At 56.6% G+C, this 26,893-nt stretch carries 26 protein-coding genes and 3 tRNA genes; 10 read left to right on the top strand and 19 right to left on the bottom strand.

Annotated elements, in window-relative coordinates:
- The first annotated feature begins 166 nt into the window (after positions 1-166).
- A complete protein-coding gene (locus tag M2416_RS08040) occupies positions 167-1,816 on the top strand; it encodes an OFA family MFS transporter (protein ID WP_076946705.1) in 1,650 nt (549 codons plus the stop codon).
- 151 nt (positions 1,817-1,967) lie between these two features.
- On the top strand, positions 1,968-2,603 hold the full coding sequence (locus tag M2416_RS08045; protein WP_071844942.1) for a carbonic anhydrase: 636 nt from the start codon (positions 1,968-1,970) through the stop codon (positions 2,601-2,603).
- 66 nt (positions 2,604-2,669) lie between these two features.
- Here the strand turns inward: M2416_RS08045 and M2416_RS08050 are convergent, their stop codons facing one another.
- From M2416_RS08050 to M2416_RS08060, 3 genes are all read right to left on the bottom strand, one after another.
- Complete coding sequence (locus M2416_RS08050) at positions 2,670-3,887, bottom strand: MFS transporter (RefSeq protein WP_259223179.1); 1,218 nt, start codon at positions 3,885-3,887, stop codon at positions 2,670-2,672.
- Positions 3,888-4,110: 223 nt separating this feature from the next.
- Positions 4,111-4,995 carry an SDR family oxidoreductase gene (locus M2416_RS08055; protein WP_259223181.1) on the bottom strand — a complete coding sequence of 295 codons (885 nt, stop codon included), beginning with the start codon at positions 4,993-4,995 and terminating at the stop codon, positions 4,111-4,113.
- A 193-nt stretch (positions 4,996-5,188) separates the two neighbouring features.
- Positions 5,189-5,431, bottom strand: a complete 243-nt coding sequence (locus M2416_RS08060; RefSeq protein WP_259223182.1) for a hypothetical protein — start codon at positions 5,429-5,431, stop codon at positions 5,189-5,191.
- A gap of 89 nt (positions 5,432-5,520) precedes the next feature.
- On the opposite strand from M2416_RS08060, the gene M2416_RS08065 reads away from it, so the two are divergent.
- Entirely contained in the window at positions 5,521-5,706 is a 186-nt protein-coding gene (locus M2416_RS08065) for a con-10 family general stress protein (RefSeq protein ID WP_041145931.1), read from the top strand.
- Between the two features lie 383 nt (positions 5,707-6,089).
- Here the strand turns inward: M2416_RS08065 and M2416_RS08070 are convergent, their stop codons facing one another.
- Positions 6,090-7,700: an FAD-NAD(P)-binding protein gene (locus M2416_RS08070; protein WP_259223187.1), complete on the bottom strand. Its 1,611-nt coding sequence runs from the start codon at positions 7,698-7,700 to the stop codon at positions 6,090-6,092.
- 769 nt (positions 7,701-8,469) lie between these two features.
- Here M2416_RS08070 and M2416_RS08075 point away from each other — a divergent pair.
- Entirely contained in the window at positions 8,470-10,737 is a 2,268-nt protein-coding gene (locus M2416_RS08075; RefSeq protein WP_259223190.1) for a TonB-dependent siderophore receptor, read from the top strand.
- Positions 10,738-11,030: 293 nt separating this feature from the next.
- Here M2416_RS08075 and M2416_RS08080 read toward each other — a convergent pair.
- The 3 genes from M2416_RS08080 to M2416_RS08090 all read right to left on the bottom strand — a co-directional run bounded on the left by M2416_RS08080 (position 11,031) and on the right by M2416_RS08090 (position 11,268).
- Positions 11,031-11,107 (bottom strand) — tRNA-Val (locus M2416_RS08080).
- 3 nt (positions 11,108-11,110) lie between these two features.
- Positions 11,111-11,187: transfer RNA gene (locus M2416_RS08085), tRNA-Val, on the bottom strand.
- 4 nt (positions 11,188-11,191) lie between these two features.
- Positions 11,192-11,268 (bottom strand) — tRNA-Val (locus M2416_RS08090).
- Between the two features lie 554 nt (positions 11,269-11,822).
- Here M2416_RS08090 and M2416_RS08095 point away from each other — a divergent pair.
- On the top strand, positions 11,823-12,146 hold the full coding sequence (locus M2416_RS08095) for a hypothetical protein (protein WP_052474542.1): 324 nt from the start codon (positions 11,823-11,825) through the stop codon (positions 12,144-12,146).
- Between the two features lie 86 nt (positions 12,147-12,232).
- Here the strand turns inward: M2416_RS08095 and ydgU are convergent, their stop codons facing one another.
- The 3 genes from ydgU to M2416_RS08105 form a co-directional block, all read right to left on the bottom strand.
- The gene (gene ydgU, locus M2416_RS27045) at positions 12,233-12,316 is read right to left on the bottom strand and encodes a small membrane protein YdgU (RefSeq protein ID WP_455430947.1); all 84 of its coding nucleotides are present in this window, start codon (positions 12,314-12,316) and stop codon (positions 12,233-12,235) included.
- A 69-nt stretch (positions 12,317-12,385) separates the two neighbouring features.
- The gene (gene asr, locus M2416_RS08100) at positions 12,386-12,811 is read right to left on the bottom strand and encodes an acid resistance repetitive basic protein Asr (protein ID WP_123552168.1); all 426 of its coding nucleotides are present in this window, start codon (positions 12,809-12,811) and stop codon (positions 12,386-12,388) included.
- A 188-nt stretch (positions 12,812-12,999) separates the two neighbouring features.
- Positions 13,000-13,629, bottom strand: a complete 630-nt coding sequence (locus M2416_RS08105) for an NADPH-dependent F420 reductase (protein ID WP_115192516.1) — start codon at positions 13,627-13,629, stop codon at positions 13,000-13,002.
- Positions 13,630-13,736: 107 nt separating this feature from the next.
- Between M2416_RS08105 and M2416_RS08110 the strand changes: the two genes are divergently transcribed.
- Complete coding sequence (locus tag M2416_RS08110; RefSeq protein ID WP_259223198.1) at positions 13,737-14,639, top strand: LysR family transcriptional regulator; 903 nt, start codon at positions 13,737-13,739, stop codon at positions 14,637-14,639.
- A 41-nt stretch (positions 14,640-14,680) separates the two neighbouring features.
- Here M2416_RS08110 and mdtK read toward each other — a convergent pair whose 3' ends face one another.
- Positions 14,681-16,054, bottom strand: a complete 1,374-nt coding sequence (gene mdtK, locus M2416_RS08115; protein WP_041145923.1) for an MdtK family multidrug efflux MATE transporter — start codon at positions 16,052-16,054, stop codon at positions 14,681-14,683.
- A gap of 217 nt (positions 16,055-16,271) precedes the next feature.
- Here mdtK and M2416_RS08120 point away from each other — a divergent pair, with 217 nt between their 5' ends.
- A complete protein-coding gene (locus M2416_RS08120; RefSeq protein ID WP_041145922.1) occupies positions 16,272-16,910 on the top strand; it encodes a riboflavin synthase in 639 nt (212 codons plus the stop codon).
- A 183-nt stretch (positions 16,911-17,093) separates the two neighbouring features.
- Here M2416_RS08120 and cfa read toward each other — a convergent pair whose 3' ends face one another.
- Both cfa and punC read right to left on the bottom strand, forming a co-directional pair.
- A complete protein-coding gene (gene cfa / locus M2416_RS08125; protein WP_041145921.1) occupies positions 17,094-18,242 on the bottom strand; it encodes a cyclopropane fatty acyl phospholipid synthase in 1,149 nt (382 codons plus the stop codon).
- Between the two features lie 297 nt (positions 18,243-18,539).
- Positions 18,540-19,724, bottom strand: a complete 1,185-nt coding sequence (gene punC, locus M2416_RS08130) for a purine nucleoside transporter PunC (RefSeq protein WP_259223202.1) — start codon at positions 19,722-19,724, stop codon at positions 18,540-18,542.
- 112 nt (positions 19,725-19,836) lie between these two features.
- On the opposite strand from punC, the gene punR reads away from it, so the two are divergent.
- Positions 19,837-20,748 carry a DNA-binding transcriptional activator PunR gene (punR, locus tag M2416_RS08135; RefSeq protein ID WP_259223203.1) on the top strand — a complete coding sequence of 304 codons (912 nt, stop codon included), beginning with the start codon at positions 19,837-19,839 and terminating at the stop codon, positions 20,746-20,748.
- Positions 20,749-20,764: 16 nt separating this feature from the next.
- Here the strand turns inward: punR and purR are convergent, their stop codons facing one another.
- Positions 20,765-21,790, bottom strand: coding sequence for an HTH-type transcriptional repressor PurR (purR, locus tag M2416_RS08140; RefSeq protein ID WP_041145918.1), 1,026 nt, complete (start codon positions 21,788-21,790; stop codon positions 20,765-20,767).
- Between the two features lie 294 nt (positions 21,791-22,084).
- Here purR and cydH point away from each other — a divergent pair, with 294 nt between their 5' ends.
- Positions 22,085-22,174, top strand: coding sequence for a cytochrome bd-I oxidase subunit CydH (gene cydH / locus M2416_RS08145; RefSeq protein WP_041145917.1), 90 nt, complete (start codon positions 22,085-22,087; stop codon positions 22,172-22,174).
- Between the two features lie 163 nt (positions 22,175-22,337).
- Positions 22,338-23,504 (top strand): MFS transporter, encoded by a 1,167-nt coding sequence (locus M2416_RS08150; protein ID WP_259223206.1) that lies wholly within the window; start codon positions 22,338-22,340, stop codon positions 23,502-23,504.
- Positions 23,505-23,543: 39 nt separating this feature from the next.
- Here the strand turns inward: M2416_RS08150 and sodB are convergent, their stop codons facing one another.
- The 5 genes from sodB to M2416_RS08175 form a co-directional block, all read right to left on the bottom strand.
- Complete coding sequence (gene sodB / locus M2416_RS08155) at positions 23,544-24,125, bottom strand: superoxide dismutase [Fe] (protein WP_041145915.1); 582 nt, start codon at positions 24,123-24,125, stop codon at positions 23,544-23,546.
- A gap of 120 nt (positions 24,126-24,245) precedes the next feature.
- Positions 24,246-25,130 carry a C40 family peptidase gene (locus M2416_RS08160; protein ID WP_076946714.1) on the bottom strand — a complete coding sequence of 295 codons (885 nt, stop codon included), beginning with the start codon at positions 25,128-25,130 and terminating at the stop codon, positions 24,246-24,248.
- Between the two features lie 189 nt (positions 25,131-25,319).
- Positions 25,320-26,387: a tyrosine-type recombinase/integrase gene (locus M2416_RS08165; RefSeq protein ID WP_178996639.1), complete on the bottom strand. Its 1,068-nt coding sequence runs from the start codon at positions 26,385-26,387 to the stop codon at positions 25,320-25,322.
- Positions 26,365-26,586 carry an excisionase gene (locus M2416_RS08170; protein ID WP_071844938.1) on the bottom strand — a complete coding sequence of 74 codons (222 nt, stop codon included), beginning with the start codon at positions 26,584-26,586 and terminating at the stop codon, positions 26,365-26,367. Before M2416_RS08170 ends, M2416_RS08165 begins: the two co-directional genes overlap by 23 nt.
- A 62-nt stretch (positions 26,587-26,648) precedes the next feature.
- Positions 26,649-26,888: a DUF4060 family protein gene (locus tag M2416_RS08175; RefSeq protein WP_041145912.1), complete on the bottom strand. Its 240-nt coding sequence runs from the start codon at positions 26,886-26,888 to the stop codon at positions 26,649-26,651.
- Positions 26,889-26,893: the final 5 nt, after the last annotated feature.

Genomic DNA, 26,893 nt, shown 5'->3' on the forward strand with positions numbered 1-26,893 from the left:
GGTTGTTCGTTTTTTGAGCATAATAGCCAAAGCGATCCGCCGCCGTGCTTGCTCGCTTCAGTCGCCATTTCATGGCCTTAACGGGATGAATGGCACCGTTCTTGCCTTGTGATGTTCTCTTCGGCCGCCGTGGCGGCCGGTAAGCAAACATGATAAGGACAGGAACATGGCGCAAACCAATGACAATATCGCTCCCTCATCCGTACCCTCGCAACACGCATTTTTTTCAAAACCGCGCATTATCGCCCGACCGGGATTTAACCGCTGGCTGGTGCCGCCGGCCGCGCTGGCGGTGCATCTCTGTATTGGGATGGCCTACGGTTTTTCCGTTTTCTGGCTGCCGATGTCGCAGCTGGTGGGCGGCAGCGGCTCGCTGCAGTGTCCGGTGACGATGTCCTTCTGGCAGCAGCTTTTTACCCGCGAATGCGACTGGAAAATCTCGCTGCTAGGCTGGACCTATACGCTGTTTTTTGTCTTTCTCGGCTGCTCCGCGGCGCTGTGGGGAAGCTGGCTGGAAAAGGTTGGGCCGCGGCTGGTGAGCTTTATCGCAACGCTATGCTGGTGCGGCGGACTGCTGCTCTCAAGCGTCGCCATCTATTTTCATCAGCTCTGGCTATTGTGGCTGGGGGCAGGGGTTATTGGCGGAATCGGCCTTGGGCTGGGCTATATTTCACCGGTCTCGACCCTGCTGCGCTGGTTCCCCGATAAGCGCGGAATGGCCGCCGGCATGGCGATAATGGGCTTTGGCGGCGGCGCGCTGGTGGGGGCCCCTCTGGCAAACGCGTTGATGAATTTTTTCGCCGACGCGACGGGTAACGGCGTCTGGCAGAGCCTTCTGGCGCTGTCGGCCATCTATGCCCTGTTTATGCTCTGCGGTACCTTTGGCTATCGTCTGCCGCCGATGGGCTGGCATCCCGCCGGGGAGAAGGCGCTTAAAGTGATGAGCGCGCATTCCACCGTTCAGGTACACGTCAGCGTAGCCTGGCGCACGCCGCAGTTCTGGCTGCTGTGGCTGGTGCTGTGGCTGAACGTGACGGCGGGGATCGGTATTTTAGGGATGGCCTCGCCCATGCTGCAGGAGATTTTTGCCGGCAAGCTGCTGGCGACGACTCTGCAGTGGCACGAGCTTAACGCCGACCAGCTGCGGCGCATCGCGACCATGGCGGCAGGCTTTACCGGGCTGCTGAGCCTGTTTAATATCATCGGCCGCTTCTTCTGGGCTTCGGTTTCGGATCTTTGCGGCCGGAAAATGACCTTTGCCATGATTTTTCTCCTCGGCGCCGCGCTGTACGGCTCCCTGCCGCTGATCAACCACGGCGGCTATGTCGCCATTTTCGTCTGCGCCCTGTGCGTTATCATTTCGATGTACGGCGGCGGCTTTGCCACTATCCCCGCCTATCTGGCCGATATCTTCGGCGCGCAGATGGTAGGGGCGATTCACGGGCGTCTGCTGACGGCATGGTCCGCCGCCGGTATTAGCGGCCCGGTTTTAGTGAATTATTTACGGGAATATCAGCTGGCCCAAGGGCTTGCTCCGCAGAGGGTGTACGATATTACGCTGATGGTCCTCACCGGGCTGCTGGTTATCGGCCTGATCTGCAACCAGCTGATCCGCCCGATACCGCAAAAATATGCCATGTCCGCCCAGCAACAGCAGCAGGCGAAAGGGCTGTATACGGTGAATGAGAACGCGCAGCTCAGCTGGGAGCCTCGGCCGTCGCGGGCGCTGATGGCCTTGAGCTGGTTTGCGGTAGGGGTGCCGCTGCTGTGGGGAATAGGGACCACCTTCCAACAGGCGGTGAAGTTCTTTATGTAGCTATCCGTCAGGCAAGCGCCCACCGGGGCATCGGCCGGGTGCTTGCTAAATCGCCGGTTATCAAAATAATTCCCATTCGACCCGTCGGTGATACACTACATACTGTGATCTTTGTCATACCGTAATTAAAACAGAGAAAAGAGACACTGCTATGCAACATATCATTGAGGGTTTCCTCAACTTCCAAAAAGAGATCTTTCCCCAGCGTAAAGAGCTCTTCCGTAGCCTGGCTTCCAGCCAGAATCCCAAAGCGCTTTTTATCTCCTGCTCCGACAGCCGTCTGGTGCCAGAACTGGTGACCCAGCAGGATCCTGGACAGCTCTTTGTTATTCGTAATGCGGGTAATATCGTGCCTTCCTTCGGGCCGGAACCGGGTGGGGTCTCAGCCACTATCGAGTACGCGGTTGTTGCCCTCGGGGTGACCGATATCGTGATTTGCGGCCACTCTAACTGCGGCGCGATGACGGCGGTTGCTACCTGCCAGTGCCTCGACTCCATGCCGGCGGTTTCCCACTGGCTGCACTATGCCGATGCGGCAAGAGCGGTCGTTGACAGCAAAACCTGGGATAGTGAAATCGATAAAGTGAACGCGATGGTGCGTGAGAACGTTATCGCCCAGCTTAACAATATCAAAACGCATCCGTCGGTAGCCGTCGGGCTGCGCGACGGTGCGCTGCGCCTGCACGGCTGGGTATATGATATCGAAAGCGGCGCGATTGGTGCCCTCGATAAAAACACCAAATCCTTCGTCTCGCTCTCTGAAAATCCTGAAGTTTTCTTCGAGTAGCGCTTCTACAGGGCATGGAAGCCCTGCATCCCGCACCTCACCGTCATCCTGTTGATAAATGCCCCGCTATGCCCGCTCGGGTTTGATAGAGGCTTTGCCGATCGCCAGCAGCGCGACGCTCAAAATAAATCCCGTTCCGCTGAACAGATAGAGCGAGCCGGCGGCTCCGATAGCTTCAGCGCAGTATCCCGCGCCGAGAGAGACGATCGCCGAGACCGCCATTTGTCGCCGGTAGCTCCTGGCGATTGCGGCTGGCACCTGTTGCCGCTCGAAGTTTCTGAGCAGCGCATAGACGGCGAGGGAGAACACGACGTTAGAGAAAATATGCGCCACAAAGACCAGCGCCAGCGCCGCAGCGGGCCACGGCGCGAAGGGGATTAGCCCGTAGCACAGCAGAAAAATCGTCAGGCAGCCGATCTGCAGCCCGTTGCTGCTGCTATTTTTTTCAAAACGCGCCGGGTTGAGCAGCAGCGGCCCAACCAGCTGGCCCAGGCTGCGGGTAAAAAGCAGCGCCAGAGCGGTTGTTTGTTCCGGCGAGCCTGATGAGAGCGCCCCGGGGGCCAGCCCCGGCAGCAGCGCCATTGCCGGCGCCCCCGCCGCGGCCAGCAGGGGCAGGAGCAGCATCGCGCGGCGCTGAGAATGGGTCAGCGTTTGCCAGCGCAGCGAAGAGAGGCTCCGGACGTGCTCGACAAACGGCGCGCCGACGCGCCTTTTCGCCCGCCCGAGGAGGATGAGGGCGGCGGCGAAGCTCAGCAGATCGATAAGCAGCAGATGAGTCGCGCTCATATATCCCCGCAGGACTAATCCCAGACCAATGCCGCAGAGCACGTTGCTGGCAAAAATAAGGCTTTCGAGCGTCGTGGCGACCGGGAGTTCCTCTTCGCTCAGGCCGGTTTTGAAGAGTTGACTCAGCGCCGGGAAGGTCATGCCGGTGGTGAACGCCCCGATCGCCTGAGCCATGAGCAGCAGCGGAATAGAGTCAATCGCCACGGCGTAAAACGGCACCGCCAGCCCGATAAGGCCAAGCCCTTCGCCGAGTATCAGGATCGTAAAGGGGCTCAGGCGCTGGCAAAAGCGTTCGCCCACGATGCTACCAAGCAGTCCGGGGACGGTGGAGAGAACGTAGGCAACAGCCAGCGACGCGACGGGGGTCGAGAGGCGGATTAGCTCGCCAAACACGACGATCCAGGTGATACCGTTGCCTATCGAGGAGATCAGAAACGCGAGAGCGAGCAGGCGTAGCCACGGCTTATTCGCCATGGTCTGGAGAAGAATTCGAATCATTGTCATGTCCGTAATAAGCGAAAAATTGCTTTTCCAGCCACGGGCTAGCCGCCGTTAGCTGAAAATTAATACAACTGTTATCGGGCTTATTGTCAGGACATTACATAACCAGGGATCCGCCGGGGAGGAGTGCAAGTGTTAATTTAATATTGCATATTTGTAGCGTTGTCAACGCCGGCGCGCCGACAACGCTATCGGGTCCTCAGCCGTGCTGGCGGACGACTTACAGCACGCCATCGCCGCCGTCCGAACACCAGACCTGGCCGGAGGTGAACGAGCAGGCGTCGGAGGCCAGCGTCACGTACAGCGGGGCAATTTCCACCGGCTGCCCAGGGCGACCGAGCGGGGTATCCGCACCAAACTGGCGGACCTTCTCCTCAGGCTGGCCGCCGCTGGACTGCAGAACCGTCCAGTAAGGCCCGGGGGCGACGGCGTTGACGCGGATCCCCTTCGGACCCAGCTGTTTGGCTAATGATTTGGTGAAGGCCACGAGGCTGGCTTTAGTCTGGGCGTAATCAAAGAGTATCGGGCTCGGCTTAAAGGCCTGAACCGAGGAGGTGTTGATGATAGCGCTATGCTCTTTGAGATGGTGCAGCGCGGCTTTGGTTATCCAGAACGGCGCGTAGACGTTGGTTTTGAAGGTGGCGTCAAAATCCGCCGTCGTGAGTTCTGCCAGCGAGTCGCAGTACTGCTGACGCCCGGCATTATTCACCAGAATATCCAGACCGCCCAGCTCTCTTGCGGCCTTTTCAACCAGCGCTTCGCAGAAGGATTCGCTACGAATATCGCCGGGAATAGCCACCGCCTTGCGCCCTGCGGCCTCAATCAGAGCGATGACCTCTTCGGCGTCGGCTTCTTCCTCCGGCAGATAGTTTATCGCCACGTCCGCTCCTTCACGAGCAAACGCAATGGCCACCGCGCGGCCGATACCCGAGTCGCCGCCGGTAATCAGCGCTCTCTTGCCGGACAGTCTGGCCGAGCCAACGTAGCTTTCCTCACCATGATCGGGAACGGGCAGCATCTCTGAGGCCAGGCCGGGAGGCGTTTGCGGCTGGTCGGCAAACGGAGGGCGGGGGTATTGTGCGCTGTGTTTGGCGTGGTCGCTCATATAATTTCCTCTGTTCAGGCAAATATTAAGCATAGGTCCGATGGGCGGCAGGAAAAGGTATTTTAGGAATTAAGTCAGCGGTGGTGTCGGTATTATTATGCTGCCGCAGGGCAATATCATGCGTAATTGTCTGATTAGCCGCGATGTTTTATTTCTGCGACCGATGTGGGTCGGGTAAAATTTTAGGATTGTTCTAACGGCTGGTGCGGGGTTTATTACCTGTGGATGCGTGGGGGGAATTATTCTGCGGCCGGATGGCGTTAATTTTACGTTCTTTACAAATACGCTCAATTTTACCGCTGAAAAAATAATCCGCCACCGCTTGATGGGTTGTCCTGTTGAGGGTTAGATGGGATGGGCCGAGATGTTTAAATTTATTTCTGGCACCGTTTTTATTGGCCTGTTCCGCCGTGTAAGCGGCCCGGCGGTTTGACACAGGCTTCCTGTCACTTACTGTTAACTCTCGACGGCAATGATTTGCCATAGCGCGAATCATTTTTCATAAACCAACCGAAAGGTAACATTATGACAGAGCACAGAGGTGGATCGGGTAATTTCGCGCAAGACCGGGAAAAAGCATCTGAAGCCGGTCGTAAAGGCGGTCAGCATAGCGGGGGGAATTTTAAAAACGATCCCCAGCGCGCTTCAGAAGCCGGGAAAAAAGGCGGTGAGAATAGCCACGGCGGCGGGCGTAAATCAGGCGCCAGCTAATTCCCATGCGGTCTGGCATAAAGCGTAACGCTATCGTCAGCGTTATATATCCTGCGGGCCGCTGGCCCGCATTTTTTTACCCACAGCGTCAACGCACCGGCAACAATGCTATATATCTGCGTCGTCTGTTAAACAGTCTGCTCTTTGCGTAATAACCGCAGCCAGCAGTGGAGGATAAATACTGTGTCCCAGTCTAGCGTAAATGATCCTGCTAAACCGGCCCGCCATCCGGCAAAAGACGACCCCCGCGAACGGGGGGAAATTCCGCGTAAAAGGGATGATAGCGAAGATCGCCAAAAGGACCCCTGGCAGCCGGCTCCTGACCGACGCTAAGGGCAGGCGCGGCCTTAGCGCCGATGCCCGCCCGAAAGCGTCAATGGCGGCTAGCGCTCGATAAACGGCAGCCACCGCCGCGGGCGCGCTGCCGGCTGCGATGCGGCTTTAGCCATCGCGGCGCCAATTTCCGCGCAGACCGTAAGCCCCTGAACGAACGGGCGGTCATGCATGAGATAGGGCAGCGCCCCAAACGCAATGCGCCCGCGAACGATCTCCGGCTCCAGCAGGGTGTAGTCTTCCCCGACGTCGGGAATAGCATCCCCGGCGGCGAGGATCTGCTGGCGCAGCGTCGGGAACGGCAGGTCTTTGGTCTTCAACGGCTTCTGCCCTCTGGCATCGATAAAGACCTCAAAGGCATACCTGGACTGGCCAACGCTTATTTCCGTCAGGTTATCCTCAATGGCGATGGCGTAATCGGGCCCAAGCGGGAGAATGCTGATAACGCCGGCCTCGTGCAGCGCCAGCAGCCGGCGAATGGATTGCGACGGGATCGCCGCGTAGTTATCGATAAACACCCGTGCGAGGCCGGCGCTAAACCGCTCCTCGTCCCGTGAGTCGAGATGAGGGACGATGGCCTGGACCGCTTCATGCAGTCTGAGGATTGCGTAGCGCCAGGCCACCGTGCGCCTGTCGCGCTTGTTGCGCTCGACCTCGATGAGATTCGCCTCAGCCCAGCGGAAAGGATCGCTCTTCCTGCGCGCGGCGAACCAGGCATCGTGGAAGCTGTCGGCGTTAAGCGAGTGCAGCGCTATCTCCCGGCTCCACTGCGGGTCGGCGACGTCAATTTCCTGCGCCATCAGCGCGAAGACCCGGTCGAGCAGCCCCTCGGTTCCGGCGGCGATGTGCCGGGCAATCGCCTCGTCGCTGGCGATCGTTAAGGGTTCATAGGGAATGGGGCAGTAGAAGTCGGCTTCAGGCAGGATCCCGGAGCGGGACATCATCACCATTTCCAGCGCCTCGCTGCCGCGATCCAGCCTGAAGCTCAGCGACCGGTCCTCCGCCTCCACAAACTCCCCGTGCTGCGCGGCAACCGCCATGGCGGCATCGATGCCGCTGAGCGACGTTCCCATAATTCCGACCCGACAGGGCGCGATGCGCGCGCTCATTAGCCCCGACCACGGGCTCGGGAAGTGGGCGCGCGGGGTGCTGTCGTCGTCAGGCCAGACGTGGCCGGTGGCGATAACCGCAAGGTCAAAATGCGCGGGTTCCGCAACCCCCTGGGCGCAGAGCATCACGCCTTCGGAGGTAACGTGCAGATCCTCCACCCGGCAGGATTCATGGATCGCGACCTCAAATCCGCGCTGGCGGGCCGTCGCCACCAGCTGCAGAAACTGGTCATGAAAATATTCACCCAGCAGCAGGCGCGGCAGGAACTGGCGGACATGAAGAGACTCTTTACGCACTCCGTAGCGCGCCAGATGCTCAGCGCTCAGCCCGTGCAGCCAGTCGATATAGGTTGAGAAAATGGGGGGGATTTCGATGCTGGCAATGTTCGCCAGCATCATTCGCGCGGTGTCTTCCTTGCTATAGGGCATCCCGACGCCGGCCCGGTCGGCCTGTTCATAGATGGAGACGGCAAGCGGCACCGCGTTGTGTAAAAGGGCGTGAAAAGTATAAATTCCCGTCGGTCCGGCGCCGATAATCGCAATTTTCTTCATTGATATGGGCTCGTTGTTTTGGCGCAGCCATCCGTTATCTGGCTGACGCTGAAGGTGTAACTAAGGGCACAGAGCAAAGTATAAACGAGGGATCGCGGGGTAGCGGTAAAGTGCCTGTATCTGCTAGCGAATAGTTGGCGGAAGCGGCGGGAGCTTCCTTTCATTGAAGGGGACTTAAAATCATCTTTTGGTGCTGTCAATTGCGCAGCGTTAGCCTGCCCGGGATGCCGGTATGAGGAACTGCAAATTCTCGAAAGGAGGGGGCTTAATAATTAACGCGGACGGTATTTTCTTTGAGTGAATAAATAAACCCCGAATTTAAAGATTGTGATTATATTATGATTAAATTGTGTTTATTTAATGTGGATGTCATTCATTTAATTTTATGTGGTGTAATTAACTAACCTTGATTATATTCGTATCTAACTGTTTTTGTTGTTGTATTTTTCTTTTCTTTCTGCTTGTTAATTATGGGCTTGATAATGAATCTCATTTTTAATAACGTAGAGCGGCACAATAATCCTATTGAGCGCTGTTCGGAATACGCTATCAAAGAATAGCGTGGCGCGTTTGTCTCTTCGTTTTTCCAGGGCGGAATTTTTATTTTTTGGCGAAAAGGGTTAATTGATATCCCGATATAACATCGGGAGGCGCCTGCTTACGCCAAAACCAGAGAAGATGTTCTGTGCCTGGAGGTCGCTGCCGTTGTTTATCTGACGGATGAAGAAGGCGTGCCCCGACGGCAAAATAAGAAAACAGGGCATATTCCATGAAAAATTATTCACACTACTCGCTGGCCGTGCTGATTCATATGGCTATCTGGGGAGTGGGGTTGCCAGCGCAGGCCGCTGACGACAGCACGCCAGACGAAACGAAGAAATCCGCTGCGGCAAACGCATCGGAGAACCACGACGAAACGATGGTGGTTACCGCGGCCGCGCAGACTCTCCAGGCCCCCGGAGTCTCCACCATCACTGCCGATGAAATCCGCAAACATCCACCCGCCCGCGACGTCTCCGAACTGATTCGTACCCAGCCCGGCGTCAACCTGACGGGCAACTCCACCAGCGGTCAGCGCGGCAATAACCGCCAGGTCGATATTCGCGGGATGGGGCCAGAGAACACGCTGATACTGGTGGACGGTAAACCGGTGACCAGCCGTAACTCCGTGCGCTATGGCTGGCGCGGAGACCGCGACACGCGCGGTGATACCAGCTGGGTACCGGCGGAAATGATTGACCATATCGACGTTATTCGCGGCCCGGCGGCGGCCCGCTACGGCAATGGCGCGATGGGGGGCGTGGTGAACATCGTCACTAAACCGACCAGCAGCGAGTGGCATGGTTCCTGGAATACCTATATGAACGCCCCTCAGCACCGTAAAGAGGGCTCAACGAAGCGCACGAACTTCAGCCTGAACGGTCCGCTATCGGATGCGGTCAGCTTTAATTTATGGGGTAACCTGAGCAAGACGCAGGCCGATGCCCAGGATATTAATTCCGGCCATGAAGCGGCACGAACCGGTACCTATGCGGGATCCTATCCTGCAGGGCGCGAAGGCGTCGTGAATAAAGATATTCACGGCAAGCTGCGCTGGGAGTTTGCGCCGATGCAGGCGCTGGAGTTCGAAACCGGCTACAGCCGTCAGGGCAACCTTTACGCCGGCGACACGCAGAACACCAACACCAGCACGCTGGTGAAAAGCATGTACGGCAAGGAGACCAACCGCCTCTATCGCCAGACCTACGGCGTGACCTGGACCGGCGGCTGGGATAATGGCGTGACCAGCAACAGCTATGCCCAGTATGAACATACCCGCAACTCGCGGATGAGCGAAGGGCTGGCGGGCGGAACGGAGGGCATCTTCTCCAGCAGCGAATTCTCGGATATCGACCTCTCGGACGTGCTGCTGCACAGTGAAGTGAATATTCCGTTTACCCTCGGGGTTGAGCAGAATCTGACCCTGGGCACCGAGTGGAACCAACAGCGGATGAAGGATGGCGTGTCGACCACCCAGTCTCTCTCCTATGGCTCCATCGACGGCCTCTCGGCAACCGGGCGCAGTCCGTACTCCAGCGCCGAAATTTTCTCGCTGTTTACCGAAGACAATATCGCGCTGACGGATAGCACCATGCTGACGCCGGCCCTGCGCTTTGACCACCACAGTATTGTCGGCAATAACTGGAGCCCATCGCTGAACCTCTCCCAGGGGCTCTCCGATGACTGGACGCTGAAATTGGGGATTGCCCGCGCCTATAAAGCGCCGAATCTCTACCAGCTCAACCCGAACTACATTCTGTACAGTAACGGCCAGGGCTGCTACGCCAGCAGTTCCGCCTGCTACCTGATGGGTAATAGCGATCTGAAGGCCGAAACCAGCGTTAACAAAGAGATCGGCCTTGAGTATAAGCACGAGGGCTATCAGGCGGGGCTGACCTGGTTCCGCAACGACTACCGCAATAAGATTGAATCCGGTTACTCGGCGGTAGGCACGGCCAGCAACGGCACGACCAATATTTATCAATGGGAAAACGTGCCGAAGGCGCTGGTAGAAGGGCTGGAAGGCTCGCTAAGCCTGCCGGTGAGCGAAACGGTCAGCTGGAGCAACAACCTGACGTGGATGCTGCAGAGTAAGAACAAGACCACCGGCGATCGCCTGTCGGTAATTCCGCAGTTCACGCTGAACTCGACCGTTAGCTGGCAGGTGCGTGACGATCTCTCTTTACAGAGCACCTTCACCTGGTATGGCCGCCAGAAACCGAAGCGCTTTAACTATAAAGGTGAGGCGGTGTCCGGAAGCGAGCTAAACGAAGTCAGTCCATACAGCATTGTTGGGCTAAGTGCGACCTGGGACGTCAATAAAAACCTGAGTCTGACCAGCGGCGTGGATAACCTGTTTGATATTCGCCACTATCGCGCCGGTAATGCGCAGACCACGGGGAACTCGACAACCGGGGCTTATCTGTATGGCGCCGGCGCGGAAACCTACAACGAGTCGGGGCGGACGTTCTATGTGAGCGTGAATACGCATTTCTAAAACATCATCAATCACGGGCCGGAATAGGTTGCTACTCCGGCTTTTTTGCCGTCAGCTAAAACGGCAAAGGGCAGCTTGATGAGTTGTCCGTAACGTTTGCCGGGCGGATTGCTGGCGCTAAAGCACCTGCGGTCCGTGCCGCTGACGGAACCGATCAGGACTGGAATCTCTGGTTAGCATCAGGCGTCGGGTATTAAACGGATTTGAATATCGTGGAACAGGGGATATTGAGTAGGGCTGAACGGCTGTAGAAAGCGCTTCTTTCGAGGAAAATGCACCAGATTAAGAAAATCTGGTGCGTCCGAGTGGACTCGAACCACCGACCCCCACCATGTCAAGGTGGTGCTCTAACCAACTGAGCTACGGACGCATTTGGTGCGTTTAATTGGACTCGAACCAACGACCCCCACCATGTCAAGGTGGTGCTCTAACCAACTGAGCTATAAACGCTTTATGGTGCGTTCAATTGGACTCGAACCAACGACCCCCACCATGTCAAGGTGGTGCTCTAACCAACTGAGCTATGAACGCAATGTTGTGGTGACAACGGGGACGCATATTAGCGATCGGGAGAGGTTGTGGCAAGAGGCAAACGTCACTTTTCTTGCAGAACAGACGCGATTGCGGAAGTTTTACTCATGTTGTCTATATTTTGCTGATGATCAAGGATATTTCTTGCCCATTTTTCCCCGGAAGGCCTTAGGGAACGGCCATGAGGAGCGCTTCCACCCGCCTGGAGGGGCGCCTGTTGACGGGCGGGCGCGGTATCGTAAATCCGTTGCGGACGCAAAGGGGGACGCGGCGGATAGCCGGCGTCGGCTAACTATTCTCCTGGATGAAAATAGAAAAAAGACTCGCGCTTGTTTCATGCGATATTTATTAGTTAAATGCATTTAACCTTCGGTAATAATTTGTGTGGTCAATGTATTTGCGTGGGTTTTATTTATGGTGTAGGCATTTTCTTATATACGATATTAATATGATTATTTCCCCCGCGAGTTTAAATTTGATTTTGGTCACGAATTTATGGCTATTAACGGCGTAACGTGGTTCTCGCACTCACTAAACAATCAAGGGAAATGAAAATGAGCACACATGAAGTTCAGGATTTAAAAAACGAAGAGTTAGATGGCGCATACCCGAAGGCCTGTGTGGTGAATACCACCCGCTATCGCGTGCATGGTGAGATAAAATATGCCGCCTGCAGCACCGACAATTTTAACCTGCGGGCCGGGGCGCAGGAGTCTTTTGCCCGCGGGCTATGCCTGCTGACGCGGATTAATGCGGTAGTGCAGCTTGAAGACCGGGACGTACAGGCGAAGCCGTATACCTCAACCGGGACTTCATACAGCCAGTTCGCGGTCATTGAGGTTGCGCCAGGGGTATTTGAAGTGACGCGTCGTACTTAATAATAAGCATCGTCGTAACGCTTTTGTATTTTGATATCAACAAGGTCGCTGCTGCGGCCTTTTTTAATTAAGGAAAGCGTTGGCTGTTATTTAAATATAAGGCGAAGGGTGAAGAGGGCACAGATTATCAGCAGGATCAGAATGAGCTCAAAACGATAGCGTTGCAGCATAGTGCTCTCCTAAAAAAATCGGCGCTGAAGCAGCGCCGATTTATTACGATACCAGACGAGCCGGATTAATTATGCAGCCGGCTGTGCAGCCGGTTTAGCGGCAGCGTGGTGTTTAGCTTTGTGGTGTTTTTTAGCAGCCTGAGCTTTCTGCGCTACGGCCGGTTTTGCTGCGGCTTTGTGGTGCTTTTTAGCAGCCTGAGCTTTCTGGGCTACGGCAGGTTTAGCTGCGGCTTTGTGGTGCTTTTTAGCGGCCTGGGCTTTCTGAGCGGCAGCCGGTTTAGCTTCTGCTTTTTTGTGTTTTTTCACAGCCTGAGCTTTCTGCTCTGCAGCCGGTTTAGCGGCGGCTTTGTGATGTTTTTTGTGATGAGTGGTCTTGGCAACGGTGCTGTGAGTTGCAGCAGCCGGAGCCTGAGTGGTGCTTACTGCATCAGCAGCGAAAGCAGCAGAAGACAGACCCATAGCAGCGGCAACGACCAGAGCTAATACTTTTTTCATTCTGATATCCTCGAAAATGTTTCTTCAGTTAACCCCACTGCGGGGCTGTTGAAACAACTATATGCCGGTCATGGCGCGAGTTCAGTGAGTGTTTGGTATCGGCAGGTAACCGAATGTACGACGCAGGCTGCGGGAGGGCATAAGAGGGTTTCCGCTAACGAGGAAGCGTTAGCGGAGTAGGGACGGGCTTAGCCGCGCGTCGTTTGGGCAAGCGTCGCGGCGAGCTCCCGTCGGCTCATGGGAACGCAATAGGCGGGCGTGCCGCGTTCAAAGCGCCATCCTTCGCTCAGCGGCCCGACGTCGAGGGCATCAAAACCAAAGGCGTCGTACAGCGCGGCGGCGATGGCTTTCCCCTCCTGGTCATCGCCCGCCAGCGGCAGCGCCCGGCGATTTTCCGCCCCGGCGGCCAGGCCATCGCTTTCCAGCTGCGTCATCGGGATGGCGTTGAAGGCTTTGGTGATTCTGGCGGTGGGCAGGTTCCGCGCCAGCAGTTCGCTGGTCGTGGTTTGCCCGGAATCGAGCTCGGCAATGTCGCCGTCCCGTTGCGGGTAGTAATTGACCGCATCAATAACGTGCTTATTTTTAATCCCGGCGACCGGCAGCGCGTTGATGGCGCTGAGAGGGACGGCAATCACCACCACCTCGCCAAATTCGGCGGCCTCGTCCGCGCTGCCCACCTGGCAGCCGATCATCGGCCGCAGGCTGAACAGCGTCTGCGGCCCCCGTGAGTTGCTGAGCATCACGTCGTGGCCAGCCTGCAGCGCAAGCTTAGCGATGGAGCGTCCTACGAACCCGGCGCCTATTATTCCGATCTTCATCTTTGACTCCTGACAAATTGTCTCGTTGAGGAAATAAATTTAATTCCCTCGTCACAGAAGATAAATCGTAAGATGGTTGCATGATAAACAACTCAAATGAGTGAATCATGGATCAGCTCACCAGCATGAAGGTTTTCATCAAGGCGGCAGAAACCGGCTCATTTGCCGCCGTTGCCGAGCAGCTACAGCTTTCGCCGCAGATGGTTGCCCGCCACGTAGCGGCCCTCGAGGCGCATCTCGGCACCTCGCTCATCGCGCGAACGACGCGGCGGCAAACCCTGACCGATATCGGCCGCAGCTACTATGAGCGCTGCCGCGTGGTGCTGGACGAAGTCGCTGAGGCCGACGCGCTGGCGCTGGAGATGAAGGCAACTCCTTCCGGCATTATCAGAGTCAATGCGCCGGTTACCTTTGGTTCGCACGCGCTCTCGACGTTTATCACCGACTATCTCGCCCGCTACCCCGAGGTTCAGGTTGAGCTGACCCTCAGCGACCGCATCGTCGACCCGATAGAAGAGGAGTTCGAGGTGATTATTCGCATCGGCGAGCTGGCCGACAGCACCATGGTCGCCTGGCCGCTGCGCCCTTACCGGCTAATAGCCTGCGCCTCTCCTGGCTATATTTTGCGCCACGGCGAGCCGCAGACGCCGGCGGATCTGCAGCACCACGCTTGCCTGGTCTACGGCCACGGGTCGGCCATGAACGCCTGCCGCTGGCAGTTCACCAGGGAGGGCGCCACGGTGGAGGTTAAACCCGCCGGGCGCTTCCGTTCGAACGACTGGAAGGCGCTGATGAACGCCGCTCTCGCCGGGCACGGCATCACCCTCGGGCCGGAAGAGGTGCTGAGAGTTGAGGTTGAGGCGGGCAGGCTGGTGCAGGTTTTATCGGCGTTTTCCGGCCCTTCGCGACCGATGCACGTGCTGGTGCCGGCAGGACGCCGACGCACGACCAAAATCAAATGCTTTGTTGAGGCGCTGAGAGAGGCGCTGGGTCCGGGTGGGCCCGGCTAGCGCTGAGAAACGGCGCCCCGAAAGCGGGGCACCGCTGCCGGTTAGCGCGCTGCGCGCTGTAAAATGACGCTCGACGGCTGACGCTGGAGGAAGCGCATCCGCAGCATCATCAGGATTGCCGCAGAGGTTAAGCCGATAATGAACCCGCACCAGAAGCCGGCTGGCCCCATGCGCGGGACGACAATATCGGTTAACGCCAGCACATAGCCGCTCGGCAGTCCCAGAACCCAGTAGGCGGTAAAGGTAATAAAGAAGATGGAGCGCGTATCCTTATAGCCGCGCAGGATCCCGCTGCCGATGACCTGGACGGAGTCGGAGACCTGATATATTGCCGCCAGCAGCATCAGTTGGGAGGCCAGTACCACTACTTCCGGGTTGTCGTTGTAGAGAAGGGCGATCTGTTTGCGCATCAGGATGGTGAAAATCGCCGTGATCGCGGCCATGCAGACGCCAACGCCGACGCCGGTTCTGGCGGAGGTTTGCGCATCCAGGGTTGAACCCTGGCCGAGGCGGAAGCCGACGCGGATAGTAACCGCCGCCGCCAGCGACAGCGGTAAAACGAACATCAGCGAGCTGAAGTTAAGCGCAATCTGATGGCCGGCGACATCGATAATGCCCAGCGGAGAAACCAGCAGCGCAACCACCGCAAACAGGGTCACTTCGAAAAAGAGCGCCAGTGCGATCGGCAGCCCGAGCTGGACCAGGCGCTTGAGGACGGCAAAATCCGGCTTGCTGAACCCCTCGGCGCCCCGAATATCACGCATCGAGCGCGCCCGACGCACCCAGGAGATCATGCTGAAAAACATCACCCAGTACACGGAAGCCGTTGCCACGCCGCAGCCCACGCCGCCCAGCTCCGGCATGCCGAAATGGCCGTAGATAAAGATGTAGTTGACCGGGATATTCACCAGCAGGCCGATGAAGCCCATGACCATCCCCGGCTTGGTTTTCGCCAGGCCTTCGCACTGGTTACGCGCAACCTGGAAGAAGAGGTAGCCCGGAGCCCCCCACAGCAGCGCGCGCAGGTAGCCGACGGCTTTATCCGCCAGCGCCGGGTCAATATTATGCATTGAGCTGATGATATAGCCGGCGTTCCACAGCACCACCATCACCAGCACCGAGACGAACCCCGCCAGCCAAAAACCCTGGCGCACCTGGTGCGCGATGCGCTCACGGCGCCCGGAGCCGTTGAGCTGCGCGACGACCGGCGTTAGCGCCAGCAGCAGGCCATGGCCAAAGAGGATCGCCGGCAGCCAGATGGAGGTACCGATGGCAACGGCCGCCATATCGGTGGCGCTGTAGCCACCCGCCATGACGGTATCGACGAAGCCCATTGAGGTCTGGGCCACCTGCGCAAGGATGACGGGAATAGCCAGTGCTAACAACTGACGCGCTTCAATGAAGTACTTCTGCACCTGTACACCTTTATATTGTTGTTATTTTAAGACTAAAAAAGCCGCCGTTAATGGCAGCAAGAAGAAAAAGCAGAGGGATTAGCCAGTCTATTGTAGCGAGGATTAGCCATTAAGCCAGTGAAAAAATGGTAGGGCACGATGCGTGCTGGCAACCTTATTTACCACCTGTTATTGTTTCCGATTAATATATTGTGAGCCATTCCTGGAGGAGCAAAGCATGTTTACTGGCATTGTGCAGGGGACCGCTAAAGTGGTGTCCATCGATGAGAAGCCCAATTTTCGTACCCACGTGGTGGAACTGCCTGAGCACATGCTCGACGGACTGGAAACCGGTGCGTCGGTCGCACACAACGGCTGCTGTCTGACCGTCACCGAGATCGACGGCGCGCGCATCAGTTTTGACCTGATGAAAGAAACCCTGCGCATCACCAACCTCGGCGCCGTGCGTCAGGGGGACGTGGTCAACGTTGAGCGCGCGGCAAAGTTCAGCGATGAAATTGGCGGCCATCTGATGTCCGGCCATATTATGACCACCGCGGAGGTGGTTAAGATCCTGACCTCGGAAAATAACCGCCAGATCTGGTTCAAGGTCCAGGACCCGGCGCTGATGAAGTACATTCTGTATAAAGGCTTTATCGGCGTTGACGGCATTAGCCTGACGGTTGGCGAAGTCACGCCAACGCGCTTCTGCGTGCACCTGATCCCGGAAACGCTGCTGCGCACCACGCTGGGAGTGAAAAAGTTGGGGGATCGGGTCAATATCGAGATTGACCCGCAGACGCAGGCGGTGGTCGATACCGTTGAGCGGGTGCTGGCCGCGAAAGAAGCCGTCCAAAAGGCGACGCAAGAGTCATAGTCGCGGGCTGCTCGCTACGATGGGGCTGCCGTTTAGCTCCCGGTCGCAGCCTGCGGCTCGCCGATTTCAGCGGCGCCATTTCTCATCGCTGAACGCCCGCTGTTGCGGAAACAACTACGGGATGGGGAAAAAAAATGCCTGTCGGTGATGACACCGGCAGGCATGTTGAGTGCAGGTCAGGATCTAGCGCGCCACGCGCAGGCCGCTCTCGGCACCGCGAGAAAACACCACCTGCCATAGCTGAATATCGCGCGCGCGAAAGGCACCGGCGCAGGCGTTCAGATAATAGCTAAACATGCGCTTGAAACGCTCGGTGTAGTTATCGGCAATATCCGGCCAGCTGGCGAGGAACCGCTCGTACCAGGCCATCAGCGTGGTATCGTAATCGGCGCCTATATTGTGCCAGTCTTCCATCACGAAATGCGTTTCGCTGGCTTTTGCAATATGGCGTACCGACGGCAGGCAGCCGTTAGGGAAAATATATTTATTGATCCACGGATCGACGCTGAGGTCCGTTTTGTTTGAACCGATGGTGTGCAGTAAAAAAAGACCGTCAGCTTTCATATTCCGGTTGACGACATCGAAATAGGTGGCGTAGTTTTTCGGCCCCACGTGCTCGAACATACCGACGGAAACAATACGATCAAAACTATCATGTAAGTCGCGATAGTCCTGTAACAGGATAGTGACGTCTAATCCCTCACACCGCTGCTGGGCCATTTTTTGCTGTTCGGCAGAAATGGTAACGCCAACCACGCTAACGTGATAATTTTTTGCCATGTAATAGGCCAGACCGCCCCAGCCGCAGCCAATATCCAGCACCCGCATCCCCGGCTCCAGCTGCAGCTTACGGCAAATAAGATCTAATTTAGCCTGCTGAGCCTCTTCCAGAGATTGCGCCTCTTTCCAGTAAGCGCAGGAGTATTGCATATAGGGGTCGAGCATCTGACTAAAGAGGTCGTTGCCGAGATCGTAATGCTCTTTGCCGACAATCCAGGAACGTTTTTTACTTTGCAGATTGAACAGACGAGCAGCAGCAATACGCAGCGTATCTTTGAGATGGCGGGGAAGCTGGTTTTCCAGCCCGGCGCGCAGCACCTTGTGGAAGAAAATATCCAGACGCTCGCAGTCCCACCAGCCGTCCATATAACTTTCACCTAACCCCAGAGACCCTTCCTGCAGCACGCGCTTAAAAAAGAGGGGGTTTTTTATCCGTAGATCGGAGGGAGCGGGGCCATTAATTTCAATACCCGCACGACCGAGCAACTCAGCTGTAATTCGGTACCAGTCGTCGTTTGGTACACTTACTTCTTCTATACACGATGAACTCATAGCTTCTCCATCACGCCCAAGTGATCAGAACCTTAAAACAGCGTAGACGCTTTTTTTGGCATTGTGAGAAATCTCACGGAAAATCCGTGAAGCTGCTATCCGACGTAGAACAGAGGAAGGGAGATAACCCTTGCCGAAAGGCCTTCCATGGTGAAACGGGAGGCGTCCTGCCCCCGTTAATATCGATAAACTTTCTATTTATGTGATACGGGATCCAGTATAGGCCCCTATTTTAAGGCTTTCAATAAAAACATATTAGCAGGCTAATTACTGGACCTTAACATCACTGAAACCATTCTATGCATGTGACGACTGGGTGCTGAGACGGGCGCTCCGCAGCTGCATCGCATATCCCAGTCCGGCCAGCACGATGGAGGCCAGCATCACGCTGGTGGTGGTGAGCAGCGGAGTGGCGATCAGCGTCGACACCAGCAGGCTGGTCAGGAAGCACAGTCCGAGCTGCAGGGTATTCTGCAGCGCGGCGGCGCGACCGGTCGCCTGAGGAAACGGCCGCAGCGCCTGGGCGACGACAATCGGGTAAATGGCGCCGTTAACGATAGCCATCACGCAGAAGGGTGCCATCAGCGCGACGATGGAGACATCCTGCTGCAGGCCCACCAGCCAGGTGGCGGCAACGCTGATGGCAAAAACGACCAGCAGCCACGGCAGCAGCTGCTGTCCCTGCCATTTCTGCAGCGCGGCACGACAGCCGTATCCGCCGATTAAAAAGGCGATAGTCTGCGGTACGTAGCTCAGGCCGATGGCGGTTGGCCCGTAGCCCATGTCGTGCAGAATAAATGGCGAACCGGTCAGCCAGGCGAAAAAGCTGGCGGAGCAGGCGGCGTAGATCAGCACGTTGCCGCTGTATTCGCGCGAGCGCAGCAGCGCCAGGAAGGTGAGTTTTTTCTGCGTGCTGCTATCGGGCTTGCTCACCGACTTGAGGCGTAATGCAGGCAGCATCAGCAGCAGAGCGACGATAAACAGGGTCGCGAAGATAGCCTGCCAGTCGAAATGGGCGAGCAGCCAGCTGCCGAGCAGCGGCGCCAGGGCCGGGGAGAGGCCCACCAGCGGCATGATGGTGGCGAATATGCGGTTGGTGCGCTGGGCAGGATAATAGTCGGTGACCATCGCCTGCCAGGTGACCGCCGCCGCGCAGACGCCGATGGCCTGCACAAATCGCAGCGCCAGCATCAGGGTCGCGTCCTCGACCCACAGCATGCCAAGGCAGCCGACGGCGAAGATCGCCAGGCCGCTGAGCAGCACCGGCTTGCGCCCATAGCGATCGGATACCGGGCCCCAGAACAGCTGGCCAAGGGCGAAACCGGCGAGAAACACGCTCAGGCTGGCGCTGACCGAGGCCGCTGACGTATTCAGATCCTGTTGGATAGCCGAAAACGCCGGCAGATACATATCGGTTGCGAGGAAGCCGAGCACGCTGAGGCCCGCCAGCCAAACCAAAAATCCTTTCCCAGGTTGTTGCATAAAGTTCTCTTTCTTCTGATGCAGGTAAGATGCCGCAGAGTGTAGGGAGTGCATTCTGGCTTGTGAAACGCTAATATTTGTTACATGCGTTCAAAAAATTTGCAGGCATAATATGTGGTCCGAATACTCCCTTGAAGTGGTTGATGCGGTTGCGCGCAACGGCAGCTTTAGCGCAGCGGCTCAGGAGCTGCATCGTGTACCCTCGGCGGTCAGCTACACCGTGCGTCAGCTCGAAGAGTGGCTGGCCGTTCCGCTCTTTGAACGTCGCCACCGCGACGTTGAGCTCACCCCCGCCGGGGTGTGGTTTTTACAGGAAGGGCGTTCTGTTATCAAAAAAATGCAGATCACCCGCCGCCAGTGTCAGCAGATCGCCAACGGCTGGCGCGGGCAGCTCTCTATCGCGGTTGACGATATCGTGAAGCCGGCGCGGATGCGGCAGATGATTGTCGATTTTTATCGCCACTTTCCGGACGTCGAGCTGATTGTCTTCCAGGAGGTGTTTAACGGCGTCTGGGACGCACTGGCCGACGGCCGCGTGGAGCTGGCCATCGGCGCGACCCGCTCGATTCCGGTCGGTGGACGCTACGCCTTTCGCGATATGGGCATGCTGAGCTGGCACTGCGTCGTCGCCAGCCACCATCCGCTGGCGAAAATGAACGGCCCGCTGAGCGATGACACGTTGCGCAACTGGCCGTCGCTGGTCAGGGAAGATACTTCCCGATCGCTGCCGAAGCGCACGACGTGGCTGCTGGATAATCAGAAGAGGGTGGTGGTGCCGGACTGGGATGCCTCGGCAACCTGCCTGTCGGCCGGGCTCTGCATCGGCATGGTGCCGTCGCACTTCGCCCGCCCGTGGATCGACTGCGGCGAGTGGACGGCGCTGGCGCTGGAAAATCCGTTCCCGGACGCCGCCTGCTGCCTGACCTGGCAGCAGAGCGATATCTCGCCAGCGCTCTCATGGCTGCTGGACTACCTTGGCGACAGCGAAACGTTAAATCGGGAGTGGCTGCGGGCGCCGGAATAGCCGACGCCCGACAGGATTAGCGGCGGTAGTCGACGAACGGGCCGTCGATCACCGAGCGGCGCTCGACCAGCCGCGGGTGAACTTCGATAGACTGCGACTCTTCGCGCTTGTTGACGATGCGGTCCATCAGCATATTGAAGGCGGCTTCGCCGAGAGAGTCCTTTGGCTGATGAATGGTGGTCAGCGCCGGGCTAAAGTAGCGGGCGTTGCGCACGTTGTCATAGCCAATCAGCGAAATATCCTGCGGAACGCGCAGGCCCATTTCGTCGGCGGCGCAAATCGCTCCCATCGCCATGATGTCGCCGCCGCAGAAGATGGCGGTCGGACGGTGCTGCTGGCTGAGGATCTGCTGCATCGCGCGGTAGCCAGACTCCGGCTCGAAGTCGCCCTGAACCACCCAGCTTTCCGGGACGTTAATCTGCGCTTCTTCCATCGCTTTCATAAAACCGGCCAGACGGCCGGCGCCGGTGTTGCGCTCCAGCGGACCCGGGATCACGCCGATTTCACGGTGGCCGCGCTCAACGAGGTAACGACCGGCCATATAGCCGCCTTCAAAGGCGTTATCGATAACCGAATCGGTAAAGTCGGCCTTGGACTCACCCCAGTCCATCACCACCATCGGGATGTTGCGGTACTCTTCAAGCATGGAGAGCACCGACTGCGGATATTCGGAGCACATCACCAGCAGGCCGTCGACGCGCTTTTGCGCCATCATTGACAGGTAGGCCTGCTGCTTTTCCGGATCGTTCCAGGCGTTGCCGAGAATCAAGGTGTAGCCCTTCTGGAAGCAGCTCTTCTCAACGGACTCGATAATCTCGGCGAAATAGGCCGCTTCGCTGCTGGTGGCCAGCAGACCGATCGATTTGGTGTGATTAACCTTCAGGCTGCGCGCCACCGCACTCGGAGAGTAGTGCAGCTCTTTGATGGCAGCCCATACCGCGTTGCGCGTCTCTTCAGCGACAAAACGGGTTTTGTTAATTACATGTGAAACTGTTGTAGTGGAAACGTTTGCGCGCTTCGCTACATCTTTAATTGTTGCCATTACTTCTCTCTCCAGACCTTGACCTGATCGTCTGATTATCGATACGGAAACGTTTGCCTATACACACCCTGAGTACAATGTTCAACATTGCATCACGTCGGGAAACGACACAGAACGACAGGAAGGGGTCAATGGCCGATACGCTTTCAAATTAGCGTGGGATTTTGTCCGATCTTGCGGCAAAGGGGAAGAGTAAAAATGTGCATCACCCTAAATCTCAGAAGATTTTTATACAATATTGTGCAAAAATGAGCAGGCTCACTTTTCTTGTGGGGATAATCAGGGGGAAAATTGATGGATACAGATTTAAAGTTTTCGCTGACCACGACGATTATTGTTCTGGGCCTGATCGTGGCCGCAGCGCTGACCGCCGTACTGCACTAATTTTTTCGGGGGAGAGGCTCCTTTCCCCCTATCTCCGCGCATTATTATCAAATTCGCAAAAATCTTTTGCCATTTCGTTTACTTTTGTTTTTCTGTGATTGATGTCATGCTTTTGGCTTCTGATGAGATACCGTCGCTGAGGACGGTCTGCTGGAGTCATTGCATGAAGATCAACTTTCCCCTGTTAGCGCTGGCCATTGGGGCGTTTGGTATCGGTACGACCGAATTTTCCCCGATGGGATTACTGCCGGTTATCGCCAAAGGCGTGGATGTGTCCATTCCCGCTGCGGGGATGCTGATCAGCGCCTATGCCATCGGCGTGATGGTCGGGGCGCCGCTGATGACGCTGTTGCTGTCGCACCGCGCGCGCCGCAGCGCGCTGATTTTCCTGATGGCTATTTTTACCCTTGGCAACGTCCTCTCGTCAATGGCGCCGGATTACACCACGCTGCTGCTCTCGCGCATTATTACCAGCCTGAGCCACGGCGCCTTCTTCGGCCTCGGGTCGGTAGTGGCTGCGAGCGTGGTTCCTAAGCACAAGCAGGCCAGCGCGGTAGCGACCATGTTTATGGGGCTGACCATCGCCAATATTGGTGGCGTTCCGGCGGCGACCTGGCTCGGTGAGACCATCGGCTGGCGTATGTCCTTCCTCGCCACGGCGGGTCTTGGCCTGGTGGCGATGGTCAGCCTGTGGTTCTCACTGCCAAAAGGCAGCGCAGGGGAGCGGCCGAACGTCAAGGAGGAGCTGGCGGTATTGATGCGGCCGCAGGTGCTCTCCGCGCTGCTGACCACCGTGCTCGGGGCCGGGGCGATGTTCACCCTCTATACCTATATTTCGCCGGTGCTGCATACCATTACCCACGCTTCGCCGCTGTTCGTCACCGCGATGCTGGTGCTGATTGGCGTCGGCTTCTCTCTGGGCAATTATCTTGGCGGAAAATTTGCCGACCGCTCGGTTTCCGGCACGCTGAAGGGCTTTTTACTGCTGCTGATGGTTATCATGCTGGCGATCCCGCTGCTGGCGCAGTCGCAGGTCGGCGCGGCCATCAGCATGGTGGTGTGGGGCGCGGCGACGTTCGCCGTGGTGCCGCCGCTGCAGATGCGCGTGATGCGCGTGGCTCACGAAGCGCCGGGACTCTCTTCTTCGGTGAATATCGGGGCGTTTAACCTCGGCAATGCGCTGGGTGCGGCGGCCGGGGGGGCGGTGATTTCCGGCGGGCTGGGCTATGCATTTGTTCCGGTAATGGGGGCAATCATCGCCGGCGTGGCGCTGATGCTGGTGCTGTTCAGCGGTCGCGGACGGCCGCAAGAGGCCTTCGCCAGCCGCTAATAATCACCGCAGAAGGGGAAACCCTTCTGCGGTGCAGTTTTATGCCGCCAGATTAGCCGCGACAAACTTCCAGTTTACCAGCGCCCAGAAGTGCTCCAGATAGTTCGGACGGGCGTTACGGTAGTCAATGTAATAAGCATGTTCCCAGACATCCACGGTCAGCAGCGGTTTAGCGCTGCCGGTGAGCGGCGTGCCGGCGTTGCTGGTGGAGACAATCGCCAGGCTGCCGTCGGCATTTTTGACCAGCCATGTCCAGCCTGCGCCGAAGTTTTTCGCCGCCGCATCGGTGAACTGCGCTTTAAAATCAGCGAAGCTGCCGAAGGATTTAGCGATGGCTGCCGCCAGTTCGCCTTCCGGCTCACCGCCGGCATTCGGCGCCAGGCAGTTCCAGTAGAACGTGTGGTTCCAGACCTGGGCCGCGTTGTTAAAGACGCCGCCTTCGGAAGAACGAACGATCTCTTCCAAAGACTGGCCTTCAAAAGCGGTGCCCTTGATCAGGTTGTTGAGGTTAGTGACGTAGGCCTGGTGATGCTTACCGTAGTGGTATTCCAGGGTTTCAGCGGAAATGTGCGGCGCCAGGGCGTCTTTAGCATATGGTAATGCAGGTAATTCGAACGACATTGCTACTCTCCTTATTATATTAATGCGTGCAATAACCATGTAGTGCACAGGGAGATAGTAGCAAATTAAAAGATGTGGCAAAAGAGAGAGTTAACCTGCCGCAGGCGCGGCAGGGGGACATTAGCGGATCGTTTTAGGCGTCATCACGCGGCGGGCGCCAACGTAGTGGCGAACCCAGTAATCTTCGCTTAACGAGGTAATCTGAATATCGCGTCCGGTACGCGGCGACTGGATAAATTTGCCGTTGCCGACGTAAACGCCGACATGATCCGCCGTGCCGCGACCGCGGGTGCGGAAGAAGACCAGATCGCCGCTCTGCAGCTCGCCGCGATCGACGGGGCGAGCATCGCGCAGGTGGTACATTTCGTTCGCCGTGCGCGGGATATGAATCTTCACCAGGTCTTTATAGGCGTAATAAACCAGCCCGCTGCAGTCAAAGCCGGTGCGCGGTGAGGTGCCGCCCCAGCGATAGGGCTTACCAATTTGGTCCATCAGCTTCGACATCGCGGTGCTCTGTGCTTTTTGCACCCGTACCTTATGCGCATCGGCCAGCGTCAGCGGCACTTCTTCCTCGGCGACCGGCTTGCAGCGCTTTTTATAGCCTTTACGCACGACGCACTTCTGCTTCACGCTGGCCATCGCCCGCGTCGGCTCGATAGCGGATTTAGCCGAGGCCGCGCACTGTTTTTTATAGCCTTTGCGCAACACGCATTTTTTCGTTCCACCGGCGGCCTGACGGTTTAATGCCGTCTGGCTCGAGGCGGTGGTGCGGGTAGGGTGTTTGGCGCGGGAGGAGGTCGATGCTTTCTTGCTGGAGGTTTTGGCGCTGGATTTTGTTTTCTGAGTGGAGACTTTTTTCTTGCGTTCGCTGGTGCCCTTTGCCTGATGCGCTTTCGGCGTGGCGGAGGCGTGCGTATGCCCTGAAGCATGCGCCAGTGGTGTAAATGAGATAGATGTAAACAGTAATGCGCAGAGCGAAATCGCGATTTTGTTTAGCCGCGCCACTGAGCAATCCCCTGATTAATTACAGACATGTACACATACCTGACCATGAATGACAAAACCCAACGATTCTAATGCATAAAAACCCTGAAAGTTAATACTCTTTTGTATCTAAAGTGCATATATAATTTTCTTCATTAGAATCAATTGGTTAAATTGGTCAATTCAAAATCATTCAAAACAAACTCATAACTATATTTCGATCTTATCCCACTCCCTTCCCCTGTCATCGCGATATTTTGCTGTCATGACACCCGACTTATGCCCCAGAAGATGCTGCGCAAAGTCCTCTCCAGCCTGTTTATCGTACAATCGTGCTGACAGACTTCGTAGCTCATGAAAGCTCGGCGGCTCGCCAGAGAAACTAAGCCCGGACAGCTCGCGCGCTTTCCTGAAATTACCCGATACTGTTGCGGGTGAAAGTGCCTTACCTGCAGTCGATGAAATAATGTTTTTCCCGCCGGACAGATTGCGGCATTTCGCCAGAATTCCTTCGAGAGACACATCCAACGCATCAAGCCTCAATGCTACAGGTATCGCTAGTTTGGCCCCGGTTTTTTTCTGCTCTACGTAAAGATACCCCTCCCGCACATCCTCCCAGCTCATTGCGCATAAATCACTGATGCGCTGCCCGGTAAGTACAGCCAGATCCATCGCCAGATTTACCCACGGAGAAAGCGCCTCTGCTGCCCGGTAAATTGCCCGGAATTCGTCCAGCATCAATCGGGTGCGTTTTACCTCGAATTTAGCGGTTCTCGTTGCCGTGACGGGGTTAACCGTAATATGACCTTCCGCTATAGCCTCCCTAAAAATATCGCTTAACGTCGACCTAATCAGCTTTGCCATTGCGTTCTTTCCTTCAGCTGCATAATCGTTGAGGATCATGGCTATTTGTCTGGTGGTTATTTCCGCGATTGGGTTGTCCTGCATTCTTTCCTTTATAGACCTTAGCTTGCTCGCGTAATCGATGAGTGTTTTTGGCTTCAGCCCCCGGGCCTGAAGGATCTTTTCGTAACGCTCCAGCCATGAATGAAAAGTTACGGAATCAACCTGGCTTATTCGCGCGCTGAGAGGGATGTGGCCAGTATCCCCGAGCAACTCGATATTTGCCTGTATTGCCTCACTGACGGCAAGTCGTCGATTCCTTCCCAGACCATACTCCTTTCCGTTTCGGGGGTCGCGATAACTGTAATAGCCTTCATTTCTGACATAGAGGTTAGGAGGCAAATCGCGCCTCTCATGGTTTCTTCTTCTTCCCACTAGTCATTCTCCGTAAAAGGCCACAGGTTGATGATTGAGCCGATTCAACCTTAATGGCTGTTTCCTGAAACAAATACTCCACACCATCTTTCTTCGGGGCCGGATAAATTTTGCTTTCTCTAACCCAACGGCGAACGGTTTCAAGGCTGCGCGGCCGCGGCTGCCGATCGTTCCATTCTTTTAAAGTAATAAGGGCCATGGTTACCTCATTACCGGCCTATAAAGTAAACCAGGCCGGACTAATAAATTGATAAATCGATATCAGGAAACCTGGCCGGGTAAATTCCGGAGCCGCCGGGCGCAGTTCATGGCCGTGGCCACGTAGCTGCAATGCCGGTTCACGACCTCGACCGTAATTTTCGAACCCTGAACGATAACCGTGTAGGTGCGCTTCATTTTCTGGCGTCCATACTCACCGTAGAGCTCAACATGTTTGGCCAATGCCGCATCGCATGCCTGGCGCCCCAGCGGAGACTGCTTGCTTCGGTTTATCAGTCGCATACTCA

The sequence above is a fragment of the Klebsiella sp. BIGb0132 genome, assembly GCF_024810075.1.
Lineage (GTDB): Bacteria > Pseudomonadota > Gammaproteobacteria > Enterobacterales > Enterobacteriaceae > Klebsiella > Klebsiella terrigena.